A 22,958-nucleotide genomic window follows, 5' to 3' on the forward strand; every position below is an offset into this window, starting at 1 on the left:
CTCCATCCCCGAGCTCTCAGCTTCGTTCGAGCAGGGGAGACCCCGTCCGAGGACATCCCGGCGCCTTGGAATCGCACGCACCAGACCGCGTCCGCGATCCGATCGAAGGCCGCCCGACAGGCTCTGAGCCGTCGTCAGTGCCGTTGTACGCAGGCCCGGTTCGTTCCTCGGAGCGAACCGGGCCTGCGGCGTGCTGGGCACGGCCCGCTGCGACCGCCGTGAGGGGCGCGGCGGGATTCAGGAGGGGCCGAGCCCGGTCCGGCACCGCACGCGCCGAGAGCGTCGGACGGGCACTGTTCGTCGACGCGGCGCACGGCCGGGCACCGCGCGGTCACCCGGCGGGCGGAGTCCGCTCCAGGAAGGGTTCCAGCAGGCCCGGAACGGCCTGGGAGGCGAAGTCGAGTCCCTCGCTCGCATCGGCGTCGTACGCCGTGTACGCACCCGATCCGGCGGCCGTCGTCGCGGTGAGGCTCAGCACCCCGGCCCGTCGCTGGAAGTACGTCTGCCTGACCGTCCAGCCGATGACACCGGCCCGCTCCAGGGCGGCGGTCGAGCGCCGCACCGTGCCGGACCGGACCACCAGGTAGTCGCCGCTGACGGCGTGTCCCAGGCCGCGGTACGCGTCCCGGGCGAGGAGCAGCCCGGCGGGCAGCCCGACGACCGCGCAGGCGAGCGCGATCCAGAGCAGGACGGGTGTCAGCAGCACCCCCAGGACGACGAGGACGGCGACGGGTGCGACGACGGCCCAGCACGCCCGGCGCGACCGCCGGCCCCGGGCCGCGCGGGGGTGCCGGGTCAGCGGGGTGCCCGTCGGGGACGTGACCTCGCGCAGGACATCGGCGGCCACCGCGTCGGCGACGCGGCGCGGCGCGGCGGGCAGCAGGGTGTTGTGGTCGCCGTGCTGCTCCTCGTCGTCCTTGGCGAGCCCGGTGGTGATCGCGTCGACCCTGGCGGCGCCGAACGGCCGGATGCCGAGCGGTTCGACGAGGTCGACACCGCGCAGCCGCCGCTCCTCGATGGAGACGGAGCGGGAGGTCAGCAGTCCGCGCCGGACGCGCAGGGTACCGCCGGGTTCGCGCTCCAGCCGGTAGCCCCACCACATCTCGACCCACAGGCCGAGCGCGCCGACGACCCCGGCGGCGATCGCGGCGGCGACGAGGGTCATGATCACGGCGATCAGCGAGGTGTCCCGGAACCGGTCACCGATCCAGTCGATCACCCGCCCCTGCGCCCCGAACCAGTCGCTGACCTGCATCACCCCACCGGCCGCCGCACCGCCGAGCGCGGGGGCGACGAACGAGACCGGTGCGTAGCGGATCCAGCGCGGGTCGAGGGCGACGAGCTCGCCCTCGCGATGGGTGCCCGGGGCTGCGGTGGCCGTACGCTCCAGCAGCTCGCGGCGGAGCAGTTCGCCCTCGGCCTTGGGGACCGGGTCCAGTTCCAGGGTGGATTCGTTGCCGGAGTGCTCGCCGGTGCCGATGCGGACGGCGACCAGACCGAGGACCCGTTGCAGCGGGTGGGCGGTGAGGTCGACGCTGCGGATGCGTTCACGGGCCAGTGAGCGCTTCTTGACCAGGAGCAGCCCGGTGTGGAGCTCGACCCGTTCGGCGCCGACGCGGTAGCGGGTGCGGCGCCACCGTACGTGATCGCCGGCCGCGGCGCTCGCGATCAGCACGACGGCACCGGCCAGCACCCAGGCGACCGCGGGCCCGAACCCGAACCGCCCGGAGAGCCCCAGCGTGGTGGGCACGGCCGCGCCGGCCGCCACCCCGGCCGTGACGAGTGCGCTGACGAGGACCGTGCGCCGGTCCAGCCGCCGCCAGCCGGCAGCGGCACCGGGGCCGTCGGCGCTGTCGTCGTCAGCCTCCGGGAAGACGGTCGTCCCGGCGCTCATGTGGCGTCCCCTGGGGTGTCCTGGGTTATCCGGGTCAGCCGCTCGGCCAGCTCGGCCGCCAGCTCGTGGCCCAGTCCCTCGATCCGCACCGCGCCCTTGGACGACGCGGTGGTGACGGTGACCGTGGCGAGCCGGTAGAGCTGTTCGAGCGGGCCGCGCACGGTGTCCACGGTCTGGATCCGGGACATCGGGGCGATCCGCCACTCCTGACGCAGCACGCCGGTTCTGACGTACACCGCTTCGTCGGTGACCTCCCAGCGGTGGGTGCGGAACCACCAGAGGGGGAAGAGGACGGCGCAGCCGACGCCAAGGACCGCGACGACCGCGGCGGGCAGCAGCAGCCAGAACCGGGCGGGCTCGATGAGCGCGCCCAGCACGGCCAGGACGACCACCGGCGCCGCGGTCAGCAGCAGCCACTGGGCCCGCCACCAGCCGACGGCCCTCGGGTCCAGGGTGTTGTTCGGCGGCCTCAGCCGCACCGTCCGCTCCCCCGTGGTCATCGGCTCAGCGCGCCCTGCGGGCGCGGTACGCCTCGACGAGTGCGGCGGTCGAGCTGTCCAGCCCCTCGCCTCCCCGGCCTTCGGTCAGCACCGGCTCGATCCTCTTGGCGAGCACCTTGCCGAGTTCGACGCCCCACTGGTCGAAGGAGTCGATGTTCCAGACGGCGCCCTGGACGAAGACCTTGTGCTCGTACAGCGCGATCAGCTGGCCGAGGACCGACGGGGTCAGGCGGTCGGCCAGGATCGTCGTCGTCGGGTGGTTGCCCTTGAAGGTCTTGTGCGGCACCAGTTCCTCGGCGACGCCTTCGGCACGGACCTCGTCCGGCGTCTTGCCGAAGGCCAGCGCCTGCGTCTGCGCGAAGAAGTTGGCCATCAGCAGATCGTGCTGGGCGACGAGACCGGGCAGCAGGTCCGCGACCGGCTCGGCGAAACCGATGAAGTCGGCCGGGATGACCTTGGTGCCCTGGTGGATCAGCTGGTAGTAGGCGTGCTGCCCGTTGGTGCCGGGAGTGCCCCAGACGACCGGTCCGGTCTGCCAGTCGACCGGCTCGCCGTTCCGGTCCACGGACTTGCCGTTGGACTCCATGTCCAGCTGCTGCAAGTACGCGGTGAACTTGGACAGATAGTGGCTGTACGGCAGCACGGCGTGCGACTGGGCGTCGAAGAACGCTCCGTACCAGACGCCCAACAGGCCCAGCAGCAGCGGGACGTTCTCCTCGGCGGGGGCGGTGCGGAAGTGCTCGTCGACCAGGTGGAAGCCGTCGAGCATCTCGCGGAACCGGTCCGGGCCGATGGCGATCATCAGCGAGAGACCGATGGCGGAGTCGTACGAGTAACGGCCGCCGACCCAGTCCCAGAACTCGAACATGTTGGCGGTGTCGATGCCGAAGTCCGCGACCTTGGCGGCGTTCGTCGACAGCGCCACGAAGTGCTTGGCGACCGCTTCCTGACCGGCCCTCAGTCCGGTCAGCAGCCAGTCGCGGGCGGAGGTGGCGTTGGTGATGGTCTCGATCGTGGTGAAGGTCTTCGACGCGATGACGAAGAGCGTCTCGGCCGGGTCGAGATCGCGCACGGCCTCGTGGAGGTCGGCGCCATCGACGTTCGACACGAAGCGGACGGTGAGCGAGCGGTCCGTGAAGGAGCGCAGCACCTCGTACGCCATGGCGGGTCCGAGGTCGGAGCCGCCGATGCCGATGTTGACGACGTTCCTGATGCGCTTGCCGGTGTGACCCGTCCACTCCCCCGACCTGATGCGGTCGGAGAAGGACGCCATCTTGTCGAGCACGGCGTGCACACCGGGCACCACGTTCTCGCCGTCGACCTCGATCACCGCGTCGCGCGGGGCACGCAGCGCGGTGTGCAGGACGGCGCGGTCCTCGGTGGTGTTGATCTTCTCGCCGCGGAACATCGCGTCCCGCAGCTGTGCCACTCCGGTGGTCGCGGCCAGTTCGCGCAGCAGCCGGAGCGTCTCGTCGGTGACCAGGTGCTTGGAGTAGTCGACATACAGATCACCGACCCGGAGGGTGTATCCGGTACCGCGCCGCGGATTGTCCGCGAAGAGCTGCCGCAGATGCGTCGTCCCGAGCTGCTCACGATGCTTGCCCAGAGCGTTCCATTCGGGCGTCTGGTTGAGCCTGGTTCGGCTAGGTGTATTCATCCCGGATATCAGCCCACTTCTTCTCGTGCCTGCAGATGCCCCGCTGCCTCTCCAACTTAATTGATCAGAGGGGTTGACGAGACAATGGGAAGCTGCGGCACGGCAAAAGCAGTCCGGCCGGGCACCCCGTGGGTGCCCGGCCGGTGAACTTCGGGTGCGAGGCGTTAGATTTCGCCCCGGAGTTTCGCCAGGGCCTCGGCGAGGATGGCCTCGCCGTCCGCGTCGCTGCGCCGCTCGCGTACGTACGCGAGGTGCGTCTTGTACGGCTCGGTGCGCGGCGGGTCGGGCGGGCTGTCCCGGTCCTGGCCGGCCGGGAAACCACAGCGCGGACAGTCCCAAGTCTCCGGTACCTGCGCGTCACTGGCGAAGCTCGGCTGCGTCTCGTGCCCGTTCGAGCACCAGAAGGAGATGCGGAGACGCGGCGCGGACTCGCCACGCTCGGCCTCCCCCATCGGCCCCGCTCCGACCCGGCTTCCCCGGATCGCGTTGCCACTTGCCACGGTCGTAACTCCCTGCGTGATGGTGCTCGAAGATGCCCCAGTCTACGTAAGGCCCAACGCGCGTCCAGTGAAAGGAGTTACACCCTCACCGGGAATCGCGTACGACGGGTCAGTTGTCCAGCTTGATCAGCAGACCAAGCACAACAATGCACGCGAACCAGGCCAGACCGATGAACACGGTGATCCGGTCGAGGTTCCGCTCGGCGACCGAGGAGCCGCCCACGGACGACTGCATGCCGCCGCCGAACATGTCGGAGAGACCGCCGCCCTTTCCCTTGTGCATCAGCACCAGCAGCATCAGCAGCAGGCTGAAGACGATCAGGGCGATCTCGAACGCCAAAATCACGGCTGGTCCCTACTTTCCGGAATTCCTCTGGACTGCATGTGCGAACAACGGGGGCCGGGAGGCCACGCCCTCCCCGGCCCCCGCAAGGGTACGACGGATCCGCGCTACCGCATACTCACTGGTCGCGGAAGCGGACGATCTTGACGAACTCGTCGGCGTCCAGCGCCGCGCCGCCGACCAGGGCGCCGTCCACATCCGGCTTCGACATGATCTCGGCGACGTTCCCGGACTTCACGGAGCCGCCGTACTGGATGCGGACCTTGTCGGCCAGCTCCTGGGAGTACAGCTCGGCGAGGCGGCCGCGGATCGCCGCGCAGACCTCCTGGGCGTCGTCGGCGCCGCAGACCTTGCCGGTCCCGATCGCCCAGACCGGCTCGTACGCGATCACGATCGACTCGGCCTGCTCGGCCGGGATGTCCTGCAGCGCGCCGTCGACCTGCGCGAGCGTGTGCGCGACGTGGTTGCCCGCGTCACGGACCTCCAGTTCCTCGCCGACGCAGAGGATCGGGGTCAGGCCGTGCTTGTAGGCGGCCTTCACCTTGCTGTTGCAGATCTCGTCGGTCTCGCCGTGGTACTGGCGGCGCTCGCTGTGGCCGACGGCGACGTAGGTGCACTTCAGCTTGGCGAGCATCGGGCCGGAGATCTCACCGGTGTACGCGCCGGAGTCGTGCGCCGAGATGTCCTGGGCGCCGTACTTGATCTTCAGCTTGTCGCCGTCGATCAGCGTCTGCACGGAGCGCAGGTCGGTGAAGGGCGGCAGGACTGCGACCTCGACGGCCTCGTAGTCCTTGTCGGCCAGGGCGAAGGCGAGCTTCTGGACGTGTGCGATGGCCTCAAGGTGGTTGAGGTTCATCTTCCAGTTGCCCGCCATCAGCGGGGTGCGAGTGGTCATGAAAGGTCAGTCCTCCAGTGCGGCGAGGCCGGGAAGCGTCTTGCCCTCAAGGTATTCGAGGCTGGCGCCGCCGCCGGTCGAGATGTGTCCGAATGCGTTTTCGTCGAAGCCCAGGATGCGGACGGCGGCGGCGGAGTCACCACCGCCGACGACACTGAAGCCCGAGGAGTCGACGAGGGCCTGGGCCACGGCCCGGGTGCCCTCGGCATAGTCGGGGTGCTCGAAGACGCCCATCGGGCCGTTCCAGAAGACGGTGACGGCGTCGGCGAGCTTCGAGGCGTACAGCTTGTTGGTCTCGGGACCGTTGTCCAGCCCCATGAAACCGGCCGGGATCGCGTCCGCGGGCACGGTGCGGTGCTGTGTCGGGGCCTTGGCCTTGAGGTCCGGGAACTGCTCGCAGACCACGACGTCGACGGGGAGCACGAACTCCACGCCCTTCTCCTCGGCGCGCTTGAGGTACTCCAGCACCGCCGGGATCTGGTCCTCCTGGAGGAGGGAGCTGCCGACCTCGTGCCCCTGGGCCTTGAGGAAGGTGTACGCCATGCCGCCGCCGATGAGAATGCGGTCGGCGCGCTCCAGCAGGTGGTCGATGACGCCGAGCTTGTCCGAGACCTTGGAGCCGCCGAGCACGACGGCGTAGGGGCGCTCGACATTCTCGGTGAGCTTCTTCAGGACGCCGACCTCGGTGGCGATCAGGTCGCCGGCGGCGTGCGGCAGCCGGGCCGGGAGGTCGAAGACCGAGGCGTGCTTGCGGTGCACAGCCCCGAAGCCGTCGCCCACGTACACGTCGGCGAGCTCGGCGAGCCGGTCGGCGAACGCACCGCGCTCGGCGTCGTCCTTGGACGTCTCACCGGGGTTGAAGCGCAGGTTCTCGATGACGGCGACCCGGCCGTCGGTGAGCGCGGCGACCGTGGCGCGGGCGGACTCGCCGACCGTGTCGGTCGCGAAGGCCACGTCGGCGCCGAGGAGCTCACCGAGGCGGGCGGCGGCGGGCGCCAGGGAGAAGGCCGGGTCCGGGGCCCCCTTGGGGCGGCCCAGGTGCGAGGCGACGACGACCCGCGCCCCGGCCGCGGCGAGCTTCTCCACGGTCGGCTGGACGGCGCGGATGCGGCCGTCGTCGGTGATGGTGGTGCCGCTCAGCGGCACGTTGAGGTCGGCGCGGACGAATACGCGCTTGCCGGTGACCCCTTCGGCGAGAAGTTCGTCGATCGTCTTCATCTTGCTGGACTCCTTGGAAGGACGAGGGAGCATGCAACGGGGCTCGAACGGCGCGGCGTTGCGCTGTTCGAGCCCCGTGCTCACATCGAGGTGCCTGCCGACCCGGAGGTCAGAGCTGGTTGCCGACGAAGACGGTCAGGTCGACAAGACGGTTGGAGTAACCCCACTCGTTGTCGTACCAGCCCAGGATCTTCACCGACTTGCCCTCCTGAACCATCGTCAGCGAGGAGTCGAAGGTGCAGGACGCCGGGTCGCCGACGATGTCCGAGGACACGATCGGGTCTTCGGTGTAGTACAGGATGCCCTTGAGGTCGCCGTCGTCGGCGGCCTTCTTGAACGCGGCGTTGACCTCGTCCTTGGTGATTTCGCGCTGCAGCTCCACGACCAGGTCGGTGGCCGAGCCGGTCGGGACCGGGACGCGCATGGCGATGCCGTCCAGCTTGCCCTTCAGCTGCGGGAGCACCAGGGCGGTGGCCTTGGCCGCGCCGGTGGTGGTCGGGATGATGTTCTCGGCGGCGGCGCGGGCGCGACGCAGGTCCGAGTGCGGGAAGTCCAGGATGCGCTGGTCGTTCGTGTACGCGTGGACCGTCGTCATGAGGCCCTTGACGATGCCGAAGTTCTCATCCAGAACCTTGGCCATCGGTGCGACACAGTTGGTCGTGCAGGACGCGTTGGAGATGACGTGGTGGTTGGCCGCGTCGTACTTGTCCTGGTTGACGCCCATCACGATGGTGATGTCCTCACCCTTGGCCGGAGCCGAGATGAGGACCTTCTTGGCGCCGCCGGCGATGTGCTTCTCGGCGTCGGCCTTCTTCGTGAAGATGCCGGTCGACTCGATGACGATGTCGACGCCCAGCTCACCCCAGGGGATGTCGGCCGGGTTGCGCTCGGAGAGCACCTTGATCGTGTGACCATCGACGGTGATGGTGTCGGCGGTGTGGCTGACCTCTGCCTTCAGACGCCCCAGAATGGTGTCGTACTTCAGCAGGTGGGCCGTGGTCGCGGTGTCACCCAGGTCGTTGACAGCCACGATCTCGATGTCCGCACCCTGCTCCAGCAGCGCGCGGAAGTAGTTACGACCGATGCGGCCAAAGCCGTTGATGCCTACGCGGATCGTCACGAACCGATCTCCTCGTTAGGTACGCGGGGTTTTCACCCCGGCGAGTTGTATGAGATGTCCCCGACCGCCTCCGACCCTACCTCTCCGAGGGCCCCGGGGTGACATCGAGCGGGGCCGTAAGAAGCGCCGAGGCCCGTATTCCTCGGTAGGAGTACGGGCCTGCGGATACCCCGCCGGACACGCAGTCACGACTACGGAGCGTCAACGCCCCGGGGATTTCCCAGCGTTCTGAATTCGGCCGATTTCACAGCCTTCGCGGGTCACCCCACCAGCCCGTCGGCGAGCTCCTCGCTGAGAGTCGATTCCGTCCCCGGGATCCCCAGGTCCTGGGCCCGCTTGTCGGCCATCGCCAGGAGTCGGCGGATCCGGCCGGCGACCGCGTCCTTCGTCAGCGGCGGGTCGGCGAGCGCGCCCAGCTCCTCCAGGGATGCCTGCTTGTGCTCCATGCGCAGCCGTCCGGCCGCCGCGAGATGCTCGGGCACCTCCTCGCCGAGGATCTCCAGCGCGCGTCCCACCCGGGCGCCGGCGGCGACCGCGGCCCGCGCGGAACGGCGCAGGTTGGCGTCGTCGAAGTTGGCGAGCCGGTTGGCCGTGGCCCGGACCTCACGGCGCATCCGCCGCTCCTCCCAGGCCAGCACCGACTCATGGGCGCCGAGCCGGGTGAGCAGCGCACCGATCGCGTCACCGTCGCGGACGACGACCCGGTCCACCCCCCGCACCTCGCGGGCCTTCGCCGCGATGGAGAGCCTGCGGGCCGCGCCGACCAGTGCGAGTGCCGCCTCCGGCCCCGGGCAGGTCACCTCCAGCGAGGAGGAGCGGCCCGGCTCGGTGAGCGAGCCATGGGCCAGGAAGGCCCCGCGCCAGGCGGCCTCGGCGTCGCAGGTGGCCCCCGAGACCACCTGCGGCGGCAGACCGCGGATGGGCCGGCCGCGACCGTCCACCAGGCCGGTCTGGCGGGCCAGCTGATCGCCCCCCGCCACCACCCGGACGACATAGCGGGAGCCGCGCCGCAGCCCGCCGGGAGCCATCACGATCAGCTCCGAGCTGTGCCCGAAGATTTCGAGGATGTCCCGCTTCAGCCGGCGCGCCGCCATCGCGGTGTCCAGCTCCGCCTCGATCACGATCCGGCCGCTCACCAGGTGCAGCCCGCCCGCGAACCGAAGGATCGCCGAGACTTCTGCCTTCCTGCAGCAGGTCCGGGTCACGGGAAGCCGAGAGATTTCGTCCTTCACCGCCGGCGTCATCGCCATGGGCCGATCCTTCCATGCATCCGAAAAATACGGTCGTACGCGGCGGCCAACAGCTCCGGATCATGGATCGGAACGCCGTCGGGTGAGGCCACCGGCGCCAGCTCGACCGCGGCGCCGAGCCGCTTGGCGGCGTCGGCGAGGGACTCACGATCGGGCACGGCGGCTTCGTCGGCCAGCACCACGTCCATGGCGAGTTTAGGGGCGTGTCGTCCCAAAACCTCCAAATGACGCTGCGGAGAGAAGCCATCAGTTTCGCCGGGTTGCGGTGCGAGGTTGAGCGAGAGGACTTTGCGGGCCTTGGTCTCGACGAGCGCGTCGAGCAGTTCCGGAACGAGCAGATGGGGGATCACGGAGGAGAACCAGGACCCCGGACCGAGCACCACCCAGTCGGCGTCCAGGACCGCGGCGACTGCCTCGGGGACGGCCGGCGGGTCGTGCGGGACGAGATGGACGGACTGCACCTCGCCCGGGGTGAGCGCCACGGTGGCCTGGCCGCGCACCGTGTCCACGTCGTCCGGTCGGTCCGGGTCGTGGCCCCGTACGAGCGCCTGGAGCTCCAGCGGCACGGCGGACATGGGCAGCACCCGGCCGTGCGCCCCGAGGAGCTTGCCGACCAGGTCCAGGGCCTGCACGTGGTCACCGAGCTGCTCCCACAGGGCGACGATCAGCAGATTGCCCACCGCGTGCTCGTGCAGATCGCCCTTGGACTGGAAGCGGTGCTGGATGACCCGGGCCCAGGTCTGGCCCCAGTCGTCGTCACCGCACAGGGCGGCGAGCGCCTTGCGCAGGTCGCCGGGCGGCAGGACGCCGAGCTCCTCGCGGAGCCGGCCGCTGGAGCCGCCGTCGTCGGCGACCGTGACCACGGCTGTGAGATCGCCGGTGATCCGGCGCAGCGCGGCGAGTGACGCGGACAGACCCATGCCGCCGCCGAGCGCGACGACCTTGGGCTGCGCGCCGCGCTTGCGGCCGGGCAGCGCAGAGGCGGCTCTGCGCAGCCGCCGCAGGCGCAGATTACGGCTGGTCACTCGCGCCCCATGTCCCGGTGGACGAGGACGGTCTCGATGCCTTCGGTCGCGAGCCTGGCCGCGAGCTTCTCCGACATGGCCACGGAGCGGTGCTTGCCGCCCGTGCAGCCGACGGCGATCGTCACGTAGCGCTTGCCCTCGCGGCGGTAGCCGGCGGCGATGAGCTGGAGCAGTTCCGTGTACTGGTTGAGGAATTCCTTGGCGCCGGGCTGGTCGAAGACGTAGGCGGAGACCTCTTCGTTGAGCCCGGTGAACGGCCGCAGCTCGGGGACCCAGTGCGGGTTGGGCAGGAAGCGGCAGTCGACCACCAGGTCGGCGTCGACCGGCAGGCCGTACTTGAAGCCGAAGGACATCACCGTGGCGCGCAGCTCCGGCTCCTCGTCGCCGGCGAACTGGGCATCCATCTTGGCCCGCAGTTCGTGCACATTGAGGCTGGAGGTGTCGATCACCAGGTCGGCGTCGCCGCGCAGCTCGCGCAGCAGGTCCCGCTCGGCGGCGATGCCGTCGACGATCCGGCCGTCGCCCTGGAGCGGGTGCGGGCGGCGGACCGATTCGAAGCGGCGGACCAGGGCGTCGTCGGAGGACTCCAGGAAGACGATCCGCCGGGTGACGTGCTTGGCCTCCAGGTCGGCGAGGGAGTCACGGAGGTTGTCGAAGAAGCGGCGGCCGCGTACGTCGACGACGACGGCGATACGGGCCACGTTGCCCTGCGAGCGGGCGCCGAGCTCGACCATGGTGGGGATCAGGGCGGGTGGCAGGTTGTCGACGACGAACCAGCCGAGGTCCTCCAGACACTTGGCCGCGGTGCTGCGCCCGGCGCCCGACATCCCGGAGATGATCACCAGCTCGGGGATGGCCGCGTTCCCGTCACCCGTGTCGGTGGTGGTGCCCGTACTCACGTGTCCTGCTCCGTCTGTTCGGTCGGTGCTGTCCTGCTCGACTTCGTGTTCGTGCTCGACTTCGTGTTCGTGCTCGTGCTCGTGCTCAGTCATGTCGTGCTGCCCCCGTCGTCCTCTTCAATGATCTCTCCTGTCGCCGTGTTCACGGCGGGCGTGGCCGGGGCGGCCGAGGCCAGGGCGACAGCCACTGATTCCGCCGTTCTGCGGCCTATCCCCGGAACCTCGCAAATCTCGTCGATTGTCGCCTGCCTCAGCTTCTTCACGGAGCCGAAATGCTTGATCAACGCCTGTTTCCGGGTCTCGCCGAGGCCTGCGACCGCGTCCAGGGGGCTGGAACGGATGCGCTTGGCCCGCTTGGCGCGCTGATACGTGATCGCGAAACGGTGGGCCTCGTCACGGACGCGCTGGAGGAGGTAGAGGCCCTCGCTGGAGCGGGGCAGGACAACGGGGTCGTCGTCCTCGGGCAGCCAGACCTCTTCGAGGCGCTTGGCGAGGCCGCAGACGGCGATGTCGTCGATCCCCAGCTCGTCGAGGGCCCGCTTGGCCGCGGCGACCTGCGGCTGGCCGCCGTCGACCACGACGAGCTGCGGCGGATACGCGAACCGCTTGGGCCGGCCGTCGTCCTCACGGGGCTCGGTGTCCGGGTCCGAAGCACTTTCCGGGACAGGGCCCGTACCCGGTCCGGGGACGGTCTGCCCGGTGGGTGCGGTCCCCTGGTCGGGAGAGATGCCGTCGCCGGGGGCGACGACAGGGAGGAGAGCCGTGTCCGTGCCCCGTGCGGCGCCCGTGAGGGCGACGGTGTCGCTGCCGGCCGGGGCGGTCTGCGATGCAGGGACGGGACCGGTGGGAGCGGGGGTCTCCTCCCACTCCCCCGTCCGCTCCTTCTCCTGGAGGTACCGCTTGAAACGGCGGCCGATCACCTCGTGCATCGACCGGACGTCGTCCTGGCCCTCGAAGCCCTTGATCTGGAAGCGGCGGTACTCGCTCTTGCGGGCCAGCCCGTCCTCGAAGACGACCATGGACGCGACCACGTCGTCGCCCTGGAGGTGGGAGATGTCGAAGCACTCGATGCGCAGCGGGGCCGTGTCGAGGCCGAGCGCCTCGGCGATCTCCTCCAGGGCGCGGGAGCGGGTCGTCAGGTCCGAGGCGCGCTTGGTCTTGTGCAGCCCCAGGGCCTGCTGGGCATTGCGCTGGACCGTCGCCATCAGGTCCTTCTTGTCACCGCGCTGCGGGATGCGCAGGCTGACCTGGGAGCCCCGGCGGTGGGCGAGCCACTGGGAGATCGAGTCGGGGTCCTCGGGGAGGGCCGGGACGAGCACCTCTTTGGGGACGGAGTCACCCGTCTCCTCGCCGTACAGCTGTTGCAGGGCGTGCTCGACCAGGCCCGAGGTGTCGACGTTCTCGACCTTGTCGGTGACCCAGCCGCGCTGGCCGCGCACCCGGCCACCGCGGACATGGAAGATCTGGACGGCGGCTTCGAGCTCGTCCTCGGCGACCGCGATCAGGTCGGCGTCGGTGGCGTCGGCGAGGACAACGGCGCTCTTCTCCATGGCCCGCTTGAGGGCCTCCACGTCGTCGCGGAGCCGGGCCGCCCGCTCGTACTCCATCTCCTCGGCCGCCGCCAACATGTCCTTCTCCAGGCGGCGGATGTACGTACCGGTGCGACCGGCCATGAAGTCGCAGAAGTCGTCCGCCAGTTCGCGGTGCTCCTCGGGGGTGACCCGGCCCACGCAAGGGGCCGAGCACTTGCCGATGTAGCCGAGAAGGCACGGGCGGCCGGTCCTGGCGGCGTTCTTGAAGACCCCTGCGGAACACGTACGCACCGGGAAGACCCGGAGCATCAGGTCGACCGTCTCGCGGATCGCCCAGGCGTGCCCGTAGGGGCCGAAGTAGCGCACGCCCTTCTTCTTGGCTCCGCGCATGACCTGGACCCGCGGGAATTCCTCGTTGAGCGTCACCGCCAGATACGGATAGCTCTTGTCGTCGCGGTACTTGACGTTGAACCGGGGGTCGAACTCCTTGATCCAGGAGTACTCCAGCTGGAGCGCCTCGACCTCCGTGGAGACGACGGTCCACTCCACCGAGGCGGCCGTGGTGACCATCGTGCGCGTACGCGGGTGGAGCGCGGCCAGGTCCTGGAAGTAGTTGGCCAGGCGCTGGCGCAGGTTCTTGGCCTTGCCGACGTAGATCACCCGGCGGTGTTCGTCGCGGAATTTGTAGACCCCCGGGGAGTCGGGGATCTGTCCCGGCTTGGGGCGGTAGCTGGAGGGGTCTGCCATGTGTCCCACCCTACTTGCGGGCAGTGACAGCGCGGTCTGTCGGCGGTGGACCCGTGCTCCGGGGCGCGGACCGGGGAGCGCGCCGCGGAGCACGGGTCAGGGGGTGCGGTCGCCGGTCACGGGGCCGTCCGGCGGCGGTTGCGCAGGGCCGTGATGCCGCCGAGGGCGAGCACGGCGAGGACGCCCGTTCCGGCGGCGGCCGACGTGGCGGTCAGGGCCGTGTCGGAGGCCGCGCCCGCGGCAGCCACCCGGCGGTCCCCTCCGGCGCCCTGCCGGGGGCCTGAGGCAGTGGCGGACGGTCCGTAGCCGCCCGCCTTGCCGGAGCGGGCGTAACCGGAGCCGGGGAGCTTGTCACCGTAGGCCCGCTGCACCCGGGCGCGGTAGACGGCCAGGGTGGTGCCGCGGGCACCGACCGCGCGGACCGCGTCCTCGTCCAGGGGGAGCACCCTGGACCCCTTCTGGACGTACCAGGCGTCCGTCTGCGGCTCGTGGAACACCGTCCCGCCGGGGAGCTTGCGGGCGCCCGCTGCGGCGTACCTCGTCTCGTCGTCGCCGCTGGCGATGTTCACCACCTGCCAGGCGCCGTCCTTCCCTTCCGTCGGAAGGGTCCACAGGGACGCCTTCTGGCCGTCCGAGGAGACGGCCGTGGTGGCGAGGTAGTCCAGCCGGGCGACGGGCGCTCCCGGTTTCCCGGCGACGAAGTCCGGAGCGAGGCTGCGCACCGGGACGGCGGGCCCCTCGATGCGCGGTGCGGCCGCCGACCGGGTGATCGCGCCCTCGAGGGCGAAGAACCGGGACAGAGTGTCCAGGGTCGCGGGGGCGGTGGCCGCTCGGCGGGCGGCGCTCAGGGCGGCCGGATCGGCAGCGAGGCCGGTGTCGGCGGCCGCCTGCGGAGCCGTGACGGTGAGCAGGGCGGCGCCGGTCAGAACGCCGGTGGCGGCTATGGCGGCGGCCACGGACCGGGCGGTGCGTGTGGTCCTGGAGATCACTTCGTCACGCTCCGATCCGGTAGAGCGAATGGGTCCAGGAGAACTCGTCGTTGCTCACGTACCAGGCGTGCGAGGCCCAGTTGTAACGGTTGCTGGAGGGCCAGGGATCGCCCCAGTAGACCCAGCTGTTCGCGTCGTCGTACCCGTACAGGACATGCATGTGACCGCCGCCCGAAGACCACTGGATGCGGGTCTCGACGGGGCGTCCCGCGGCGATCTCGGCCTGGACGGTGGGGTAGCGCAGCCAGCCGGTGACGTACGAACCGGGGTTGATCCCGGCCCAGTCGAGTCCGTTCTGGACATTGCCCAGCGAGGCCTGCGAGTTGGGGCAGTCGTAGCCCTGGGCACGTCCGAACGCGGCGTTGCAGAACTGGTTCTGCGAGTAGTTGCGGCCGAACCAGGTGGCGATGGTGTTGCCGGACGCCGCCCAGCACCAGTTGGTCTTCTGCTGCGCCTGCATCGTGATGTTCAGACGCTGGGTGGCGGCGATGCCGCTGCCGACGGCGGTGGTGCGCCGTGCCGCCGAGGGGGTCGTGGTGGGGGTCTGCTCCGCCGAGGCGGTCGCCGTCGGTACGGCGAGCAGGACGGCTGCGAGGACGGCCGTGATCGGGAGTCGTCCCGGTCGGATTCTTCGGTTGCGCATGGCGTTCCTCCCAATGCGGGGGGTGTGTGATCGCAGGAGCGCGTCCGGACGCTGTTCGAGGAGCATCAACCGTTGTCGGGGACGGGTCAACACGCTTCAATGCGGGGGAACATCGCGGTGTGAACGGCGTGGCGGATACGTGAACGGATCTCCCCCGGCCACCTGCGGCACCACCCCGCACCGAACCGGTCTCCCCACCCCGCGTCGTGAACGTTCACCTGGAGGACCTCATGCAGCACACCGAGGCCGAACTGGCGCAGGTGCTGCACACCGGCCCGTTCCATCTGGCGCTGCGCACCGCGCTCGCGGTGCGCGGGCTGCCGCTCCAGCGGGTGCAGCACCATCTCGCACACCGTGGGATCAAGGTCGGCGTGACCAGCCTGAGTTACTGGCAGCAGGGGGCCAGGCGCCCGCAGCGTGCCGAGTCGCTGCGGGCCGTGAAGGCGCTGGAGGAGGTGCTGGAACTGCCGGGGAACTCGCTGCTGCGACTGCTGGGGAGCGGGCGCGTGGACGCCGACCGGCCGGCGGCGCGGTCGTACCGTTCCCTGATGCAGGCGTCCGGCGCAGTGGAGCGGCTGCTCGCCACGATGGGATCACCGGTGGACGGCGGGCTGCACACGGTGGGGCATCACGAGCGGGTGTGGATCGGGCCCGGCCGGGAGCTGCGGCGGCGGGAGTCGCAGCATGTGGTGCGCGCGCACCGGGACGGCATCGACCGCTATCTCGCCGTCCACCGGGGCGATCCGGGCTGCGATCCGGCGCGGGTGGAGGTGTCGGCCCGGGAGAACTGCCGGACGGGGCGGGTGCGCTGGGACCGGGAGACGGGGGTGCTCGTCGCGGAGCTGCTCTTCGACACCCGGCTGAGGGCGGGTGACACGTACCTCTTCGGCTACGGCTTCGACGACGCCACGGGAGGGTCGTGCGGCGAGTACGTTCGCGGCTTCAGCTTCGGCGGCGGACAGTACGTGCTGCAGGTGGCATTCGACGAGGCCGCGCTGCCGGTGCGGTGCCGGAGCTTCGCCCAGGTGTCGGCCGGCGCGCCGCGCGGTGCCCGTACGGATCTCACTCTCACCGGCCGGCACCGGACCGTTCACCTGGTGGAGCAGGGGGTACGGCCCGGCCTGGTCGGCATCGACTGGGACTGGGAGTGAATCCGTTCGCGACAGGGGTCAGGCCTCGGGGCCCGCGATGAGCTTTCCGCCCTCCAGCCGGACCGGGACCGCGGGCAGCGGGGCGGTCGCCGGGCCGTGCAGCGCCTGACCGGTCGTCGTGTCGAAGTGGCTGCCGTGGCAGGGGCACTCCCCCACGTTGTCCTCGATCTTGTTCAGCAGGCAGCCCGCGTGGGTGCACTGGGCGCTGAACGCCTTGTACTGGCCCTTGGCCGAGCAGCTGACGATGACCCGCTGGTCCCGGTAGAGCTTGGATCCGCCGACCGGGACCTCTTCCGGGGTGCCGAGTTCGACGGGCGCGGTCGGTGTCGGCGTCTCCGCGTGGCCGAGCTTCGACTGGGTCGAGCAGGCGGCCGCTCCCAGCCCGGCGGCGCCGGCGAGCGCGGCGCCCTTCAGCACGGTACGGCGGGCGGCGGGCTGGCCGGGCATGCGGTCTCCACTGGTCAGAGGGTGCAGGGTGCAGAGAGTTACCGCGGGCGACTGAGGCACCGCGAATACCGGAGGTACCGCGAGTATCAGAGCCATCGGTGACAGAACCGACGATACCGGCGGAGACCAGGGCCCCGTCGGCCGGGCCACCCCGGACCGGTCGTTGCTGGTCAGGAGGGTGTGGGGCACTCGGCCGCGACAACGGGCCCCGCCGAGGCACCCCCCGTGTCGACGAAAGCGGCGGCCCCTGGATCCGGGGCCGCCGCCGTACGCGGACCTCAGGCCTTGCGCGTGCGCGTCGTCTTCTTCGCCACGGGCTTCTTCGCCGCTGCCGTCTTGGCGGTCCTGGCCGTGGCGGACTTGGCGGCCTGACCCGCGCTCGTCCTGGCCGTGGCCGTCTTCCTGGTCGGGGCCGACTTCGCGGCGACGGCCTTCTTCGCCACCACGTTCCGCACCGGCTTGCGGGCCGCGGGCACCGCGGCCTCGCTCACCCGGTCCGGGTCCAGGATGTCCGTGAGGAACTTGCCGGTGTGGCTGGCCGGAACCCCGGCGACCTGCTCCGGCGTTCCCTCGGCGACGACCAGGCCGCCGCCGTTGCCCCCTTCGGGGCCCATGTCGATGACCCAGTCCGCGGTCTTGATCACATCGAGGTTGTGCTCGATGACGATCACCGAGTTGCCCTTGTCGACCAGCCCGGAGAGCACCTTGATGAGCTTGCTGATGTCCTCGAAGTGCAGACCCGTCGTCGGCTCGTCCAGTACGTAGACCGTGCGGCCGGTGGAGCGCTTCTGCAGCTCGCTCGCGAGCTTGACCCGCTGCGCCTCCCCGCCGGAGAGCGTCGGCGCGGACTGGCCGAGCCTGACGTATCCGAGGCCGACCTCGTGCAATGTACGGAGGTGACGGGCGATCGTCGGGACGGCCTCGAAGAACTCCAGGCCCTCCTCGATCGGCATGTCCAGCACCTCGGCGATGGACTTGCCCTTGTAATGGACCTCCAGCGTCTCGCGGTTGTAACGCGCTCCGTGGCAGACCTCACACGGGACGTACACGTCCGGCAGGAAGTTCATCTCGATCTTGATCGTGCCGTCGCCGGAGCAGTTCTCGCAGCGACCGCCCTTGACGTTGAAGGAGAAGCGGCCCGGCAGATAGCCGCGCACCTTCGCCTCCATCGTCTCCGCGAACAGCTTGCGGACGTGGTCGAAGACACCGGTGTACGTGGCCGGGTTGGACCGGGGCGTACGGCCGATGGGCGACTGGTCGACGTGGACCACCTTGTCGACCTGGTCGTCCCCGTCGACCCGGGTGTGCCGCCCGGGGACCGACTTCGCGCCGTTCAGCTCGCGGGCCAAGTGGGTGTAGAGGATGTCGTTGACCAGCGTCGACTTACCCGAACCGGAGACGCCCGTGACGGCCGTGAGCACGCCGAGCGGGAAGGAGACGTCGATGTCCTGGAGGTTGTTCTCGCGGGCGCCGTGCACCGTGAGCCTGCGCGCCGGGTCGACGGGGCGCCGGATGTCGGGCATCGTGATCGACTTCTTGCCGTTCAGGTACTGACCGGTGATCGAATCGTCGTTGCCCAGCAGCTCCTTGAGCGATCCGGAGTGGACCACCTTCCCGCCGTGCTCACCGGCGCCGGGGCCGATGTCGACGACCCAGTCGGCGACCTTGATGGTGTCCTCGTCGTGCTCGACCACGATGAGCGTGTTGCCCATGTCACGGAGCCGGACCAGGGTCTCGATCAGCCGGTGGTTGTCCCGCTGGTGCAGGCCGATGGACGGTTCGTCCAGCACGTACAGCACGCCGACCAGGCCGGAGCCGATCTGGGTGGCCAGCCGGATGCGCTGGGCCTCACCGCCGGACAGGGTGCCTGCCGCACGGTTCAGCGAGAGGTAGTCGAGGCCGACGTCGACCAGGAACCTCAGCCGCTCGTTGACCTCCTTCAGCACCCGCTCGGCGATCTTCTTGTCGCGGGCGTTCAGCTTCATCCGGCCGAGGAATTCGGCGCACTCGCTGATCGACATCGCGGAGACCTCGGCGATGGACTTCTCCATCACCGTCACCGCGAGGACGATGGGCTTGAGCCTGGTGCCCTCACAGGTCGGGCAGGGCACCTCACGCATGTAGCCCTCGAAGCGCTCCCGGCTGGAGTCGCTCTCGGCCTCGGAGTGCCGCCGCTTGACGAACTGGACCGCGCCCTCGAAGGCGGGTGTGGTGTAGGCGCGCTCGCGCCCGTAACGGTTGCGGTAGCGGACCTCGGTCTGGATCTTGTGGCCGAAGAGCAGGGCCTTCTTGGCACGCTGCGGCAGTCCGGCCCACGGGATGTCCGTACGGAATCCGAGCGCCTCGGCGAGCGCGCCGATCAGCCGGCCGAAGTACTCCTTGGTGTGGCCGTGCGACCAGGGGTGGATCGCGCCCTCGTCGAGCGACCTCTCCTCGTCAGGGACGATCAGCTCCGGGTCGACCTCCATCCGCGTGCCGATGCCCGTGCAGTCGGGGCAGGCGCCGAAGGGTGAGTTGAAGGAGAAGGAACGCGGCTCCAGCTCTTCGAAGGACAGGTCGTCGTACGGGCAGTAGAGGTGCTCGGAGTACATCCGCTCACGCTCGGGGTCGTCCTCGGGGAGGTCGACGAAGTCGAGCACGACCATGCCGCCGGAGAGCCCGAGCGCGGTCTCGACCGAGTCGGTCAGCCGACGCTTGGCACTGTCCTTCACCGTGAGACGGTCGATGACCACCTCGATGGTGTGCTTCTCCTGCTTCTTCAGCCTGGGCGGCTCGGAGAGCTGGATGGTCTCGCCGTCGACCCTGGCCCGGCTGTAGCCCTTGGTCTGCAGATCGGCGAAGAGATCGACGAACTCGCCCTTGCGCTCGCGCACCAGTGGCGCGAGCACCTGGAAACGGCTGCCCTCGGGCAGCCCGAGCACCTTGTCGACGATGGCCTGCGGAGACTGGCGCGAGATGGGCCGTCCGCACTCGGGGCAGTGCGGCTTACCGATCCGGGCGAAGAGCAGCCGGAGGTAGTCGTAGACCTCGGTGATGGTACCGACCGTCGAGCGCGGGTTGCGCGAGGTCGACTTCTGGTCGATGGAGACGGCGGGCGAGAGGCCTTCGATGAAGTCGACGTCCGGCTTGTCCATCTGGCCGAGGAACTGGCGGGCGTACGAGGAGAGGGACTCCACGTAGCGCCGCTGCCCCTCGGCGAAGATCGTGTCGAACGCGAGAGACGACTTGCCCGACCCGGAAAGCCCGGTGAAGACGATGAGGGAGTCGCGGGGGAGGTCGAGCGAGACGTTCTTGAGGTTGTGCTCGCGAGCGCCACGGACGATGAGACGGTCGGCCACGCCGGTCCGCACCTTTCTAGAGAGAAATGGGGGAACTGAGCCCCTGTCCCAGGGTATGGGGGGCGCCACAGCGATGTACGAAGCTTTCGACTCCGAGCGTATAGCACGCACATTCGATTTACGGACGCCCGTGGACTCCTTCACCCGAATGAGTGGCGAGGCTAGGCTCAGCCTCATGATTGATCACGCGCACGACCTGGAAGCCCTACGTGAAGCGACTGATCGACTGCTCAGCGCCACAGGGAAATCGGACGACGCCTCGCTTGCCCAGCCCTCGCGTCTGCTGGGCTGGAGCCGGGGCCATGTCGTTGCGCACCTCTCTCGTAACGCCGACGCGCTCGTAAATGTTCTCCAGGGCCGGCCCATGTACGCAGACAGCGAAACCCGCGACCGCGACATCGAGCGCGACGCGACCCGGCCGAAGGCCGGACAGCTGGCCGACCTGGCCGAGAGCGCGGCCCGCTTCGCGGCCGCCGCTTCGGCCCCGGCCGACTGGTCCCGCACGGTCACGCTGCGCAACGGTGTGACCGACTCGGCCTCCCGGGTCCCCTTCCGCCGCCGCATCGAGGTCGAGCTGCACCATGTCGACCTGGACATCGGCTACGAGCTGGAGGATCTCCCCGACGAGTTCGTCGCCCGGGAGATCGACTTCCTCGCCGAGCGGTTCGGCGGTCACCCCGCTGTCATGTCCACGGCCGTGGCCGACGACAAGGGCCGGGTGTGGACGACGGGCGGCGGCGCGGAGGGCGGTCCCGTCTCGGTCCGTGGTACGGCCCCCGAGCTGCTCGGCTGGCTCTGCGGGCGTCGCGACGGGTCGGCACTGACCGTCGAAGGCGGCCCCCTCCCCGCACTGCCCCCGCTATAGGCTGAAACACATGACGTACAGCGGAGCGGTCAAGGTCGGCGGTCGTGCGGATGTACACGAGTTGACGGATCTGATGATCTCGAAGGTCGCCGTCGGCCCGATGGAAAACAACGCCTATCTGCTGCGCTGCCGGGCCACCGGCGAGCAGCTCCTGATCGACGCGGCCAACGAGGCCGGGACCCTGCTCCGGCTGATCGGTGACGACGGCATCGCCTCCGTCGTCACCACCCACCGGCACGGCGACCACTGGCAGGCGCTGGGCGAGGTGGTGGCCGCCACCGGCGCGCGTACGTACGCCGGGCGGTACGACGCGCAGGGCATCCCGGTCCCGACCGATGTCCTGGTCGACGACGACGACACGATCCAGGTGGGCCGGGTCCGCCTGACCGCCCGTCACCTCGTCGGCCACACCCCGGGCTCCATCGCGCTGGTCTACGACGACCCGCACGGCGCTCCGCACCTGTTCACCGGGGACTGCCTCTTCCCGGGTGGAGTCGGCAACACGCACCAGGATCCCGAGGCCTTCGCGAGCCTGCTCCACGATGTGGAGACCAAGCTCTTCGACCAGCTGCCCGACGAGACCTGGGTCTATCCGGGCCACGGTCACGACACCACGCTCGGCGACGAGCGTCCGCAGCTGCCGCAGTGGCGCGCCCGCGGCTGGTGACGGCAGCCGCACCGCGGCCACCGGGCCCGCGCGGGAGTTGAGCGCCGCCGATGGACCGCCGCCCCGGAGCAGGGGCTCTCCACCCGTACGAGCACCGGCCGGGACGGGCGACGCGTGGTCGCCCGTCCCGGCCGGTGCCGGTTCCTGCCCGGCCGGACAGCCGCCGGGCCGTCCGCCCCGGTCAGGCGTCGATGCTGGAACCCTGGTCCGCGGATCTGTCCGCTTCCGCGGCCGCCTCGGCCCGCTCCCGCTTCTTGTTGGCGACGAGACTGGTGATCGTGGTGATCACCAGCACGCCGCAGATGACGCCGAGCGAGACCGGGATGGAGATCTCGGGAACGTGCACTCCGGACTCGTGCAGTGCGTGCAGCACCAGCTTCACGCCGATGAAGCCGAGGATGACCGAGAGGCCGTAGCTGAGGTGGACCAGCTTCTTCAGCAGACCGCCGATCAGGAAGTACAGCTGCCGCAGCCCCATCAGGGCGAAGGCGTTGGCGGTGAAGACGATGTACGGGTCCTGGGTCAGGCCGAAGATCGCGGGGATGGAGTCCAGCGCGAACAGCACATCGGTCGTACCGATGGCGAGCATGACGACCATCAGCGGCGTCAGGACACGCTTGCCGTTGTTACGGATGAAGAGCTTGGTGCCGTGGTACCGGTCGGCGACGCCGAAGCGGCGCTCGATCGTCTTGAGAAGGCGGTTCTCCTCGAACTCCTCCTCTTCCTCGTCGGCCCGCGCCTCCTGGATGAGCTTCCAGGCGGTGTAGATCAGGAACGCGCCGAAGATGTAGAAGACCCACGAGAAGTTGGCGATGACGGCCGCGCCGGCGGCGATGAAGACCGCTCGCAGCACCAGCGCGATCAGCACACCGACGAGCAGCACCCGTTGCTGGAGGTGGGAGGGGACCGAGAACTTCGCCATGATCAGGACGAAGACGAAGAGGTTGTCGACACTGAGCGACTTCTCGGTGATGAAGCCGGCGAAGAACTCGCCCGAAGCCTGGCTCCCGCCGAAGACCAGCAGGCCGAGTCCGAAGAGTACGGCCAGCGCGATCCAGACGATCGTCCAGATCCCGGCTTCCTTGGTCGTCACGTCATGGGGCTTGCGCCCGATGAAGAAGTCGACGGCGACAAGGGCTGACAGACCGAGAATGGTCAGCACCCAAAGGGTCCATGAAACGTCCACTGCGCCTCCGGCAGTTCGCTACGGCTACTGATCAGCGTCGTCGCTGCCGGAGGTCTCTTCCACCCGGGCGCGCGGGCTGCGCACCACGGGCC

General features: G+C 69.8%; 20 protein-coding genes. 3 read left to right on the forward strand and 17 right to left on the reverse strand.

Going from position 1 to position 22,958, the window contains the following annotated elements; translation table 11 throughout:
• Positions 1-331 precede the first annotated feature (331 nt).
• The 14 genes from ABZ826_RS04185 to ABZ826_RS04250 form a co-directional block, all read right to left on the reverse strand.
• On the reverse strand, positions 332-1,894 hold the full coding sequence (locus ABZ826_RS04185) for a PH domain-containing protein (protein WP_361441853.1): 1,563 nt from the start codon (positions 1,892-1,894) through the stop codon (positions 332-334).
• On the reverse strand, positions 1,891-2,394 hold the full coding sequence (locus tag ABZ826_RS04190) for a PH domain-containing protein (RefSeq protein WP_361441856.1): 504 nt from the start codon (positions 2,392-2,394) through the stop codon (positions 1,891-1,893). Before ABZ826_RS04190 ends, ABZ826_RS04185 begins: the two co-directional genes overlap by 4 nt.
• Positions 2,395-2,398: 4 nt before the next feature.
• A complete protein-coding gene (gene pgi / locus ABZ826_RS04195; protein ID WP_361441859.1) occupies positions 2,399-4,051 on the reverse strand; it encodes a glucose-6-phosphate isomerase in 1,653 nt (550 codons plus the stop codon).
• 164 nt (positions 4,052-4,215) lie between these two features.
• Entirely contained in the window at positions 4,216-4,551 is a 336-nt protein-coding gene (locus ABZ826_RS04200) for an RNA polymerase-binding protein RbpA (RefSeq protein WP_072483070.1), read from the reverse strand.
• Positions 4,552-4,660: 109 nt separating this feature from the next.
• Entirely contained in the window at positions 4,661-4,897 is a 237-nt protein-coding gene (gene secG, locus ABZ826_RS04205) for a preprotein translocase subunit SecG (protein WP_114243929.1), read from the reverse strand.
• Between the two features lie 115 nt (positions 4,898-5,012).
• The gene (gene tpiA / locus ABZ826_RS04210) at positions 5,013-5,789 is read right to left on the reverse strand and encodes a triose-phosphate isomerase (RefSeq protein ID WP_361441864.1); all 777 of its coding nucleotides are present in this window, start codon (positions 5,787-5,789) and stop codon (positions 5,013-5,015) included.
• Between the two features lie 6 nt (positions 5,790-5,795).
• Positions 5,796-7,007 carry a phosphoglycerate kinase gene (locus ABZ826_RS04215; RefSeq protein ID WP_361441867.1) on the reverse strand — a complete coding sequence of 404 codons (1,212 nt, stop codon included), beginning with the start codon at positions 7,005-7,007 and terminating at the stop codon, positions 5,796-5,798.
• Between the two features lie 109 nt (positions 7,008-7,116).
• Positions 7,117-8,127, reverse strand: coding sequence for a type I glyceraldehyde-3-phosphate dehydrogenase (gene gap, locus ABZ826_RS04220; RefSeq protein WP_361441870.1), 1,011 nt, complete (start codon positions 8,125-8,127; stop codon positions 7,117-7,119).
• A gap of 260 nt (positions 8,128-8,387) precedes the next feature.
• Positions 8,388-9,377 carry a DNA-binding protein WhiA gene (gene whiA / locus ABZ826_RS04225; RefSeq protein ID WP_030919772.1) on the reverse strand — a complete coding sequence of 330 codons (990 nt, stop codon included), beginning with the start codon at positions 9,375-9,377 and terminating at the stop codon, positions 8,388-8,390.
• A complete protein-coding gene (gene yvcK / locus ABZ826_RS04230) occupies positions 9,368-10,402 on the reverse strand; it encodes a uridine diphosphate-N-acetylglucosamine-binding protein YvcK (RefSeq protein ID WP_361441873.1) in 1,035 nt (344 codons plus the stop codon). Before yvcK ends, whiA begins: the two co-directional genes overlap by 10 nt.
• Positions 10,399-11,394, reverse strand: coding sequence for an RNase adapter RapZ (gene rapZ / locus ABZ826_RS04235; protein WP_361441876.1), 996 nt, complete (start codon positions 11,392-11,394; stop codon positions 10,399-10,401). The genes yvcK and rapZ overlap by 4 nt, the downstream gene beginning before the upstream one ends.
• Positions 11,391-13,580 (reverse strand): excinuclease ABC subunit UvrC, encoded by a 2,190-nt coding sequence (gene uvrC, locus ABZ826_RS04240; RefSeq protein WP_361441878.1) that lies wholly within the window; start codon positions 13,578-13,580, stop codon positions 11,391-11,393. Before uvrC ends, rapZ begins: the two co-directional genes overlap by 4 nt.
• 116 nt (positions 13,581-13,696) lie before the next feature.
• Entirely contained in the window at positions 13,697-14,566 is an 870-nt protein-coding gene (locus ABZ826_RS04245) for a hypothetical protein (RefSeq protein WP_361442464.1), read from the reverse strand.
• Positions 14,567-14,573: 7 nt separating this feature from the next.
• Complete coding sequence (locus ABZ826_RS04250; RefSeq protein ID WP_361441881.1) at positions 14,574-15,212, reverse strand: papain-like cysteine protease family protein; 639 nt, start codon at positions 15,210-15,212, stop codon at positions 14,574-14,576.
• Positions 15,213-15,442: 230 nt separating this feature from the next.
• Here ABZ826_RS04250 and ABZ826_RS04255 point away from each other — a divergent pair, with 230 nt between their 5' ends.
• Entirely contained in the window at positions 15,443-16,363 is a 921-nt protein-coding gene (locus ABZ826_RS04255) for a hypothetical protein (protein WP_361441884.1), read from the forward strand.
• A gap of 18 nt (positions 16,364-16,381) precedes the next feature.
• Here ABZ826_RS04255 and ABZ826_RS04260 read toward each other — a convergent pair whose 3' ends face one another.
• Both ABZ826_RS04260 and uvrA read right to left on the reverse strand, forming a co-directional pair.
• Positions 16,382-16,810 (reverse strand): Rieske (2Fe-2S) protein, encoded by a 429-nt coding sequence (locus ABZ826_RS04260; RefSeq protein ID WP_361441887.1) that lies wholly within the window; start codon positions 16,808-16,810, stop codon positions 16,382-16,384.
• Positions 16,811-17,088: 278 nt separating this feature from the next.
• Positions 17,089-20,148: an excinuclease ABC subunit UvrA gene (uvrA, locus tag ABZ826_RS04265; RefSeq protein WP_361441890.1), complete on the reverse strand. Its 3,060-nt coding sequence runs from the start codon at positions 20,146-20,148 to the stop codon at positions 17,089-17,091.
• A 175-nt stretch (positions 20,149-20,323) separates the two neighbouring features.
• On the opposite strand from uvrA, the gene ABZ826_RS04270 reads away from it, so the two are divergent.
• On the forward strand, positions 20,324-21,013 hold the full coding sequence (locus tag ABZ826_RS04270) for a maleylpyruvate isomerase family mycothiol-dependent enzyme (RefSeq protein ID WP_361441893.1): 690 nt from the start codon (positions 20,324-20,326) through the stop codon (positions 21,011-21,013).
• Between the two features lie 10 nt (positions 21,014-21,023).
• Entirely contained in the window at positions 21,024-21,680 is a 657-nt protein-coding gene (locus ABZ826_RS04275) for an MBL fold metallo-hydrolase (RefSeq protein ID WP_361441896.1), read from the forward strand.
• Positions 21,681-21,861: 181 nt separating this feature from the next.
• On the opposite strand, the gene ABZ826_RS04280 is transcribed toward ABZ826_RS04275, so the two are convergent.
• On the reverse strand, positions 21,862-22,866 hold the full coding sequence (locus ABZ826_RS04280) for a TerC family protein (protein WP_361441899.1): 1,005 nt from the start codon (positions 22,864-22,866) through the stop codon (positions 21,862-21,864).
• Positions 22,867-22,958 lie beyond the last annotated feature (92 nt).

Source organism: Streptomyces sp. NPDC047515, assembly GCF_040643055.1.
Lineage (GTDB): Bacteria > Actinomycetota > Actinomycetes > Streptomycetales > Streptomycetaceae > Streptomyces.